At 71.7% G+C, this 9,222-nt stretch carries 7 protein-coding genes and 2 riboswitches; all 7 genes read right to left on the bottom strand.

All coding sequences use genetic code 11. From position 1 onward, the window contains the following. A partial coding sequence (locus ACN469_RS34275; protein WP_498774958.1) for an adenylate/guanylate cyclase domain-containing protein occupies positions 1 to 1,604 on the bottom strand: 1,604 nt, incomplete at its 3' end. A 160-nt stretch (positions 1,605 to 1,764) separates the two neighbouring features. Further along, complete coding sequence (locus ACN469_RS34270; RefSeq protein WP_498774956.1) at positions 1,765 to 2,256, bottom strand: QcrA and Rieske domain-containing protein; 492 nt, start codon at positions 2,254 to 2,256, stop codon at positions 1,765 to 1,767. Next, on the bottom strand, positions 2,253 to 2,978 hold the full coding sequence (locus tag ACN469_RS34265) for a cell surface protein (protein ID WP_498774954.1): 726 nt from the start codon (positions 2,976 to 2,978) through the stop codon (positions 2,253 to 2,255). Before ACN469_RS34265 ends, ACN469_RS34270 begins: the two co-directional genes overlap by 4 nt. Beyond that, positions 2,975 to 4,396, bottom strand: a complete 1,422-nt coding sequence (locus tag ACN469_RS34260) for a hypothetical protein (protein WP_498774952.1) — start codon at positions 4,394 to 4,396, stop codon at positions 2,975 to 2,977. Before ACN469_RS34260 ends, ACN469_RS34265 begins: the two co-directional genes overlap by 4 nt. Positions 4,397 to 4,544: 148 nt before the next feature. After that, positions 4,545 to 4,759, bottom strand: a riboswitch (cobalamin riboswitch). Between the two features lie 71 nt (positions 4,760 to 4,830). Next, a complete protein-coding gene (locus tag ACN469_RS34255) occupies positions 4,831 to 6,444 on the bottom strand; it encodes an MXAN_6577-like cysteine-rich protein (protein WP_498774950.1) in 1,614 nt (537 codons plus the stop codon). After that, entirely contained in the window at positions 6,419 to 8,452 is a 2,034-nt protein-coding gene (locus tag ACN469_RS34250; protein ID WP_498774948.1) for a TonB-dependent receptor plug domain-containing protein, read from the bottom strand. The genes ACN469_RS34255 and ACN469_RS34250 overlap by 26 nt, the downstream gene beginning before the upstream one ends. Positions 8,453 to 8,511: 59 nt before the next feature. Next, positions 8,512 to 8,660: riboswitch (cobalamin riboswitch) on the bottom strand. A gap of 6 nt (positions 8,661 to 8,666) precedes the next feature. Then, positions 8,667 to 9,191, bottom strand: a complete 525-nt coding sequence (locus ACN469_RS34245; RefSeq protein ID WP_498774946.1) for an FHA domain-containing protein — start codon at positions 9,189 to 9,191, stop codon at positions 8,667 to 8,669. Between the last annotated feature and the right edge of the window lie 31 nt (positions 9,192 to 9,222).

The raw sequence follows: 9,222 nt of genomic DNA, 5'->3' as shown, positions 1-9,222 counted from the left end.
GGGCGGACCAGCCGCTCTCCCAGGGGCATCACGTCGAAGCGGGCCCCCACGGAGGCCAGCATCTTCCCCGTCATCAGCACCTGCCCGGGGTTGCCCGTGGCGGCCAGCCACCCGGCGATGGCCATGCCCTCGCCCACCGCCGCGTAGTCCGAGCGCACCTCGTTGCCGATCATCCCCACCAGCGCGCGCGTGGTGTGCAGGGCCAGCCGCAGCTCGCAGCGCTCGTCCTGGGGGCGGCGGCTCATGGCCCGCTCCCAGTCGGAGCGCAGGGACAGCGCGGCGCGCACGGCCCGAACGGAGTCCTCGCCCTTCATGTACGGCACGCCGAACAGCGCCCGCATGGAGTCGCCCACGAAGCCCTCCACCGTGGCCTCGAAGCTGAACACGATGCCCGTGGCGCGCGCGTGGAAGTCGTTGAGGAGCTGGGTGGCCTTGGCCGCGCCGATGCGTGGAGCCAGGGCGCCAAAGCCCACCAGCTCCACGTGCAGCACGGTGAGGGTGCGCTCCTCCAAGCCTGGCAGCCTGCCCCCCTGGCGTTGGGCCTCGGAGGCGCGGCGCTCGGCGATGTCCGGCGGGTGGAAGCGCTCCAGCGCGCGGCGCATGCGCTCCAGCGAGGCGCCGCCGTCCTTCGGGGAGAACTTCTGCACGCCCGTGGCCACCAGGTGGGCCACCGCCGAGCAGGCGTCCAGCATCGGCTCCAGCCCATCCCCCTTGGTGGAGGTGTTGACGTAGAGGACACCCGCGTACGGGGGCTCCGCGCCAATGGGGATGCACAGCACGCTGTCCACGGCGTAGAGGATGACGCTCTCGCGCGCGGCGAAGCGGCGGTCGTCGCGCACGTCACCCACCGCGAGCGCGCGGCCCTGCTTCAGCGCCTCCTCGACGATGGCGTCCGACACGGGCACCTCGCCCTTGGCCAGCTTGCCCCGGTGGCGCACCGCCGCGGGCACCAGCGCGCCCGTGGGGTGCTTGAGCAGCACCACCGCCGTCGTCGCGTCCGTGCGCTCCAGCAGCCGGTCCATCGTCGTGTCCAGGAAGGTGGACAGCGTGGTGGCGGTGGAGAGCGCCTCCGCGGTGCGGAACATCAGCACCAGCGTCTCCTGGCCCACGCGGGGACTGGCGGGAGCCACGGGCGTGGACGCGCTGAAGTCCTCGAAGGGCATGGGCCCCACGTTGTCCAACAAGCGCAGCACGTCCGCGTCCCGCACGCTCTTGGCGAGCAGCACGGAGGGGCCCACGTCCTGCCCATGGCCGAAGCGCACGACGCCGCCCGCGCCCAGGTCCACCATCTCCGTGGCCGCGTTCTCCACCGTGTTGGGCTGGCGGACCGCGAGCGTGTTCTCGCCCAGCGCCACGGCGTCCCCAGGGGACAGCTGCCGCGAGCCCTGCAGCGGAGCGCCGTTCACACGGCTGCCGTTACGGCTGCCCAGGTCCTCGATGCGGAGGATGTCCGCCTCGACGTACAGGCGCGCGTGCCGGCGCGAGACGAGGTCGCCACCCAGGACGATGTCGTTCTCGTCCGCGCGGCCCAGGCTCGTCACGCCCTCCGGCAAATCGTAGGACGTATCGAAGTAGCCGGGGCCGTTGATGATGATCTGCCACATCGAATGCCCGACATTACACGACTCTCCTGCCTCATGAGAGAAGGAGACACCGCTTCACGGGGGGGACAGGAGTGACCCGGACCGTGGGCGCCAATGTCATGCGCCGCGTCAAGACTGACAGTGCATGGGACGACTCGCAAGTGCCCGGCGGGGCGGGACTTCAGCGGGGCCGGTGGATGAAGACGGACTCGCCCTGGCGCACCGCGGTGAAGGTCGTCAGCGCCCGCTGTGCGGGCCCTTGGAGCACCGCGCCGTCCAGGGCGAAGCGGGAGCCATGGCAGGGACACTCCATGACGCCCTCGGACGGGAGCCAGTCCACGGCGCAGTCACCGTGAGTGCAGATGCGCCACAGCGCCACGTAGCAGCCGGGCCGCGTGTGCACGAGCACCACGTCCAGGAGCGCCTGGGGCACGCGCACCTCGGCATGGCCTCCCGGAGCCTGGAGCGCCGGGTGGTCCGCGAGCCGCACCTCCACCCAGCCCTCCTCGGCGGTGCCCGGCAGCGGCGCCCCGGGACAGGCGGCGCCGTCGAGCGGGAGGTCCAGGACGACGGCCTCCCGCCATTCACCGCCGCACCCCACTCCCAGCGCGGCCAGGGCACAGCCACCCTGGGCCAGCGTGAGGAGCGCTGTGCGGCGGTCCAGCTTCGTCATGGCGCGGCGGTGAGCGGCACGCCATTCACCACGGCGACGCCGTCCAGGTCGAAGCCCGCGGACGTGCCGGCGGAGCCGTTGGTGCCGGAGTCCTGGATGCGCACGAAGCGCGCCCGGCTCAAGCCCACGGTGGCCAGATCAAATCCGTCTCCGCCCGCCACGGCGGGGTCCGTGGCGCTGATGCCAGCGGCGGGGTTGGCCGTCACGGGACGCACGCCCGCGCAGCCCGGGTAGTTGTTCGCAGCGTCCGAGGGGGCGCAGGGGAACTCGAACCACTGCACGCCGTCGTCGCTCACGGAGACCTTCGCCCGCTCGGTGAAGGCGCGAGGGCCTCCGGCGACGAGGAAGGCGTTCTCGAAGACGAGCAGGTCCACGCCCGGTCCATCCATCACCGCGATGTCCGTGAAGCGCAGGGTGACGGAGCCCGACTTGCCCAGCGACAGGACGTCCAGCGAGCCGCTGTCCAACCCCGAGCCCACCGGCGGTCCGAGGACGATGGACGGGAAGCGGTCCTGTCCGAAGCCCGCGCCGGGGCCCGGAAGGAACTCGACGACCTGGTCCGCGTACGGGTCCGCGGGCACGGTGACACTCGCGTCTTCCGGCGGCCCCCCCGGCCCCGCGTCCTCCGAGGGCGAGGACGGATCCTCGCCTCCGCAGGCCGTGAGGCTCAGGAGCACGGCGAGCGCTGAGCCCCTGTGGAGCCAGGACGCGCGGCGAATCACGGAGCCACCTGGAGGCGCACCAGCCGCCGGCCGTTCTTGTCGGCGACGCCCACCAGCACGTCCGAGCCGAGCGACTCCAGCCTCGTCACGGTGGTGCACTGGTCCACGTAGTTCAACACCGCGGTGCGCGCGCCCACCGTGACGGAGGTGCTCCCGGTGCTGACGGACAGCGCGAAGCGCGACACGTCGGTGCTCACGAAGGTGAAGTTCTCATCATACCCGCCCCGGTTGAGCACCAGGCCCGCGCCGAAGGAGGAGGCGTTGTCGAAGTCACTGCCCACGTCGATGGCGGTCTGCGCCGCCAGCTCCAGCGGCGTCCCGCTGGTGATGGCCTGGGCGACGACCGACGGGGCCACGCCGTAGATGACGTTGACGAAGTCGCCATTGAAGTAGCCCAGCGCGGCGACGCCGTTGTCCGCCACGGCCGTGAAGCCGCTGCCGACCACGCCCTGCGCCGGGAAGTTGGCCACGAGCACGTTGCCCACCGGGTCCGCGGACGTCACCAGGCCATAGATGCCGAGCACCGCGGGCAGGGTGCCCAGACCGCCACCGTTGACGAGCACCGCGCGCGTGTCTCCGTTGGAGAAGGCCGCCGCGGAGTAGTTCTTCGGCGCGGAGAGGAAGGACGACGAGGCCGGCGTGGCGATGTCGTAGGTCGAGATGGAGCCCGGAGAGCCGGTGGCGCCCATGGTGTAGCCGGTGAAGACGCGCTGTCCGTCGTTGATGAGATAGCCGCCCGGATAGACGGTGGGGGCGCCCGCGCGGTCCTCCGGAGTCACCACGTCATAGAGCTTCGTGGGAGACAGCTGGAGGTCCGGCCACGTGCCCATCGAGTACAGCGCGGCGTCCTTGCCCGCTCCCTGCACCGCGTAGAACGAGTACGTCGGACCCGGGGACGAGCCCAGGGCGGCGATACCGGTCGGCAGCGGGGCCGTCTCCGTGGCGACGAAGCCCGGCTGGAGCGCGAGCGTGCCCAGCTTCGCGTCGTGCGGCGTCGTCTCACAGGTGACGGGGCCCGCGTCCACGGGGCCGGCGTCCGGAGTGCCCGAGTCGGGCGTGGGGTCCACGGGGCCCGCGTCCGGCGTTCCCGAGTCCACGGGGCCTGAGTCCGGCGTTCCCGAGTCCACCGGGCCCGCGTCCGGCGTTCCAGAGTCCACGGGGCCGGCGTCCGGAGTGCCCGAGTCGGGCGTGCCCGCGTCGGGCGTCGGAGGCTGCTCCACCGGCTCCGTCTCGCACTTCTCGTCGACGCAGACCCACTGCTGGCCCGCGGGGGGCTCGCCGTTGTCGGCGCGGCAGTCGAACTGGTCGACGCACTCGGGATTGCAACCCGTGCCGAGCAGCGCCACCGCGAAGGTGGCTACAGCCAGCGAAGCAGACCTGGTCCAGGGGGCTACGTGCTTCCAGTCAGCGGTCTTCATCAGCGTCCTCGGTCCCTCTCCGCCCCCACGGGCGGGTGGGCTTCCAGGAGGACGCGGTCGAAGGCGGCCCGGGCACACCCACGTGCGCGGAAGAAAGGCTGACGCCTCCGCCGCCTCCCCTCGGAGGCCTCGGTGAATGTCCGTGCCCCAGGGGCACGGGTCCTTGGCAGGTTTTCGGACTCACAGGCGCGGATGCCCCAGGGGCACCCACCTACTGGCCGTCGCTTCCCAGTCCCACGAAAGGGACCAGTGCTTCGTGACGGCGGTCGTTCCTGTACACCGCTGCGGGGCAGTCCCGGATTCACACCGGGTTCCCTAGAGCCACCGTGTCGCCACGCCAGCACCGAGGACGCGGCCGGGATATGGCGGGTGGCGGGCATTGTCAATGCCGCGACAAGGCGCGCCCAGGCTTGCTGTCTCCTGGCAACGGCGAGTTACCGGAGCGCGGTGACGTCGATGGCATTCGACACGGGGCGGCGCGGGTCCAACGGGCACGCCTCCAGCGCGGGGCCCTTCGCCTCGGGCGTGGAGTAGCCGCGGCGCTCGGTGAGTCGGCCATCTCCCACCTCCACCACGAAGACGCGGCCGGCGTTGGTGTCCGCCAGGTACACCGCGTCCTTCGCCACCGCGAAGCGACTGGCCACGGAGAGCACACACCCGGGCGCGCCCGTCTGGCAGCCGGGGTTGAGCGCGTAGGAGGCCGCGACGGCGTCGTCCTTCACCAGCACCAGTCCGGTGGAGCGCACGGACGTCGCGATGTAGCCATTCTCCGGGTCATAGATGGCCTCGCCGATACAGGCGACCACGAGCTGGTCTCCCACCGCCTCCACATACCCCGCGTTGAGGCAGCGCTCCGCGCCCAGGTCGATGGCGCTCACGGCGCCGGTGGCGGGGTCGATGCGCGCGAGCATGCCCGGCCCGTTGGGGCGGTAGTCATTGGCGGGGTTGAGGTTGGTGAGCGCCACGTAGACCGCGGAGCGCGTCGCCGTCACCGAGTACGGCAGCGGCATCACCGGGCCTCCGCCAAAGGGCTTCAGGTCCAGGCCCGTGAGCGACAGCGTGTCCAGCTTGCGCGGCTGCTCGGGGTTGGAGACGTCCACGCGCGCCACGGCGTTGCCGTGCTGGAAGCTGGAGCTCGCGGTGCCGAACAGCGGGATGTAGAGCGTGGTGCCGAAGCGCGCGAGCGCCTGCGGACTGGTGTTCGCGCCCAGGTTCACCTGGCCCACCGTGCGCAGGCCCAGGCCGTTGCCGTGCGCGGAGCCCTCGCGCTTGAGCACCTGGAGCGTGTTGTTCACCGAGTCGATGACGTACACGTAGGGCGGGTCCACGAGGATGTCGTTGGGCGAGCCGGACACCACGCCCAGCGAGTCCTCTTCGACGAGGGCGCCCAGGTTGCCTCCCGCCGCCTGGAGCAGCTTGCCGTTCGTCATGTCCGCCGCGAGCACGTAGCCATCCCACGACGCGAGCGCCTGTACGCCCGCGCCGAACTCGCGCCGGGGCCCGAGCTGGTCCGTCCCTGCCTGGATGCCCACGAGCTGTCCGTTGGTGAAGCACGCCGTCACCACGTCATAGGAGCACCGGCCCGCGCGGCACGACTGCACGTCCGGACACGCGACGCCGCACGCGCCGCAGTTCAGCACGTCCGTCCGAGCGTCCACGCACGCGCCACCGCAGCGCAAGAGGCCCTCCGAGCAGCCCTCGCGACACGTGCCCGCCTCGCACACCTGACCGGTGGCGCAGGCCGAGCCACACGCGCCGCAGTGGGCCACGTCCGTCGCGGTGTCCACGCAGGCGCCACCACAGGACTCGGTGCCGGCGCGACACCCGCAGACGCTGTCCTGACAGACTTCGCCCGAGGAGCAGGTGGTTCCACAGGCGCCGCAGTGGGCGGTGTCGCCGCGCAGGTCCACGCAGGCGCCATCGCAGACGGTGAGGCCGGCGGTGCACAACACGCCTTCCTCCGGACAGCCGGTGAGCACGAATGCCAGGACGCAGAGCGACAGCAACGCCAGCGGCGTGGACTCAAGGGGACGTGGCGCGCGGGGCATGGGAGTCCTCGGAGGAAGGAGGCGAAGCGGGGGTCGGGTCGAGCGCCACCGCGAGCGTCGCGTAGGCCGCGCGCCCTGGCAGCGGGAAGCCGGTGAAGTCCTGGGCTCGGGAGGCGAGGAGGTTCTTCACCTCGACGGACAAGGTGACGTCCGGAGCGTGCAAGAAGGTGCTGGAGGCGCCCACGCTCCAGAGGGTGCGTGACGGCAGGTCGCGCGTGCCGGTGCGGTTGACGAGCTGAGAGGCCTGGTAGAGCACCTCGGTGCGGGCGTTGAGCCAGTCGGGCCCGGCGCGCACGCGGCCCACCCACTTGTGGCGTGGGCGGTAGGGCAGGTCCTGGTTGTAGTAGCGCGGGTCGCCCAGACGGTTCTGCGTGCGCAGCCACGTGTAGCTGCCGCTGGCGGACAGCCAGGAGAAGGGCCGTGCCTCGCCCTCCAGCTCCACGCCCCACACGCGCGCGGCGTCGAAGTTGTAGGGCCGCGCCATCATCGGGGGATACAGCTCGTAGGCGATGAGGTTCTCGTACAGCGCCGCGAAGCCGCCCGCCGTCGCGCTCCAGCGAGGCGCGCCGGAGACCGTCGCCTCGGAGTCCCAGACCAGGGCGGCGTCCGTGTACAGGGCGCGCTCGGGCTTCAAGCCCGGGTTGGGCAGGAGCGTGCCCTGGCGGATGTACAGCTCCAGGAACGAGGGCGCGCGGTGGGACTGGCCCGCGTTGGCGCGCAGGCCGAAGCCACCACCCAACGACACCGCGGCGCCGAGCTTCGGAGAGAAGAGCCAGTAAGGCCCCACGCGCTCCAGACGCAGCGAGGGCACCACGTCCAGCACGCCGCCGAACAGCGCCCACTCGTCCATGGCCATGACGCTGCCGCGCCACCAACCCGCGGACTGCGAGCCCCGAGCCTCGGTGACCTGCTCACCCGAGGACGCCACGGTGGTGGTCAGCGTGTGAGTGCCGCCCCAGGGCACCCGTCCTTCCAGCTCCACGCCGCCCACGAGGTGCCGCTGCGGACCTCCCGCGCCGAGGAGCCCGCCCGTCACCTCCAGGCCGTCACGCCGGAAGAAGCCGCGCGCGCTGCCCTGCGTTCCACCGCCTCCGAGCGCACCTGACCAGCGCACGCCGAGCGAGAGTCGGTCCAGGTCCTGTCGCCCGGCGGACTGGGGGTTCTGCACCGTTCCGGGGATGGCGCGGTCCTCCAGCGCCAGTTCGGAGAGCACATCCAGTCGCGAGCCTCCGGGCAGTCGTCGCCGGTAGCGAAGGAGCACGCCGCCGCCCTGGGCATCGTTGCGCGCACGGGCCTCGGCGGTAACGGGGTTGTCGTCCACGGCGGGCAGCTCGTCGAGTTCGTACGCGAAGTCTCCATCCGAGCGACCCGCGTGCAGCAGCACGAGGCCATGTCCGTCGAGCAGCGGGCCCGTGACGGCCACGTGCCCCAGCGCCGTGTTCCAGCTTCCGTAGGTGACCTCGCCACTGGCGCGCGTGTGCGTCGAAGGCGCGCGCGTGACGATGTTCACCGCGCCGCCCAGGCCTCCCGAGCCATAGCGAGCGCCCGCGCCACCGCGCAGCACCTCGAAGCGCTCCACCAGCGCGGCGGGGACCTGGGACAGGTCCGCCATGCCGCCCGCGCCGTTGAGCGGGATGCCGTCGAGGAACACCAGCACGCCGTTCGACGCGGCACCGCGTACGACGAGGCTCTTGCTCTGGCCATAGCCGCCGGAGTCCTGCACCGCGAGGCCCACCGAGCCGACGAGCAGCTCCGCCGTGTCACGCGCCTCGCCCGCGCGCGCGGTGGCATCGATGACGGTGATGGCGCCCGTCGGGTCCCTGCGCTCGGGTGAGTCCGGAGGTGGTGGAGACTTGCCTCTCACCACCGTGGAGCGCGCGCCTGCTGCTGCCTCGACCTGCCCGGTGGGCGCAGGGGCATCGGCATCATCCGACGCCTGGGCGCGTGATTGGGAAGGGAGGCTGAGCGCCAGGCACACCAGCTGCCCGACGAAGAAGGTGCGCCGCATGCTCCGCCTTCCGCTCTCTCCATCGAAGAGAGAAGGCCATCCGCACGTGTCGCAGCGCGACACATCCGCACCCCTGGGCAGGTCTCCTGGCTGATGGGCCCGGGCCCTGTCTTCAGGGCTGCCCAATCACAGTGGCGGGACCGCACCGGATTCGCACCGGCTTCCCTCTTGAAAGCCCGACATGGGCACCCAAGGGCGCACCCCTTCTAGGGGGTCACCTCCGGCGCGTCAAGCGCACCCGGGACGACGCGGCACACGAGCGCACGTACTGCTCGAAAGCACTCGCCTGGAGGAACACCACCTCCGCGCCACCCAGTCGCAGCGACGCCCGACTGAACAGCGGCGAGGAGCGACCCGGCACTATCAACACGCCTTCCTGGTACGTGCCGCCGTGGCTCTCCAGGTCCGTCACGCTCCACACCTCCGTGTGCGGCTCTGGACGAAACCGCGCGTGCTGACGCGACACGGTGGGCTCGGGCAGGACGATGTCGCACTCCGGGCTGCGCCCCACCGTCACCTCGCGACCACTTGCGGGAGGCCTCGGTCGCAGCTCGAAGACGACGGGCTCCACGACGCGCATCGGCGACGGGCCCAGCAATGTCGGCGCCTCCGCCGGGGACACCGAGCGCGGACGACGCGGCATCGAGTCCCACACCAGCACGGGCCACCCGACACCTCGCAGCAGGGCCTCACGGTCCTCCTGGAACTGGGCCATCAGCGCGGACAAGCGGTGGAGCACGTGGGTCCTCCAGGCCGGAAGGAAGGTGTGC

Source organism: Corallococcus terminator (assembly GCF_049194865.1).
Lineage (GTDB): Bacteria > Myxococcota > Myxococcia > Myxococcales > Myxococcaceae > Myxococcus > Myxococcus terminator_A.
The sequence above is the reverse complement of the archived record's forward strand: the minus strand, read 5'-3'. Positions and strand labels throughout refer to the sequence as shown.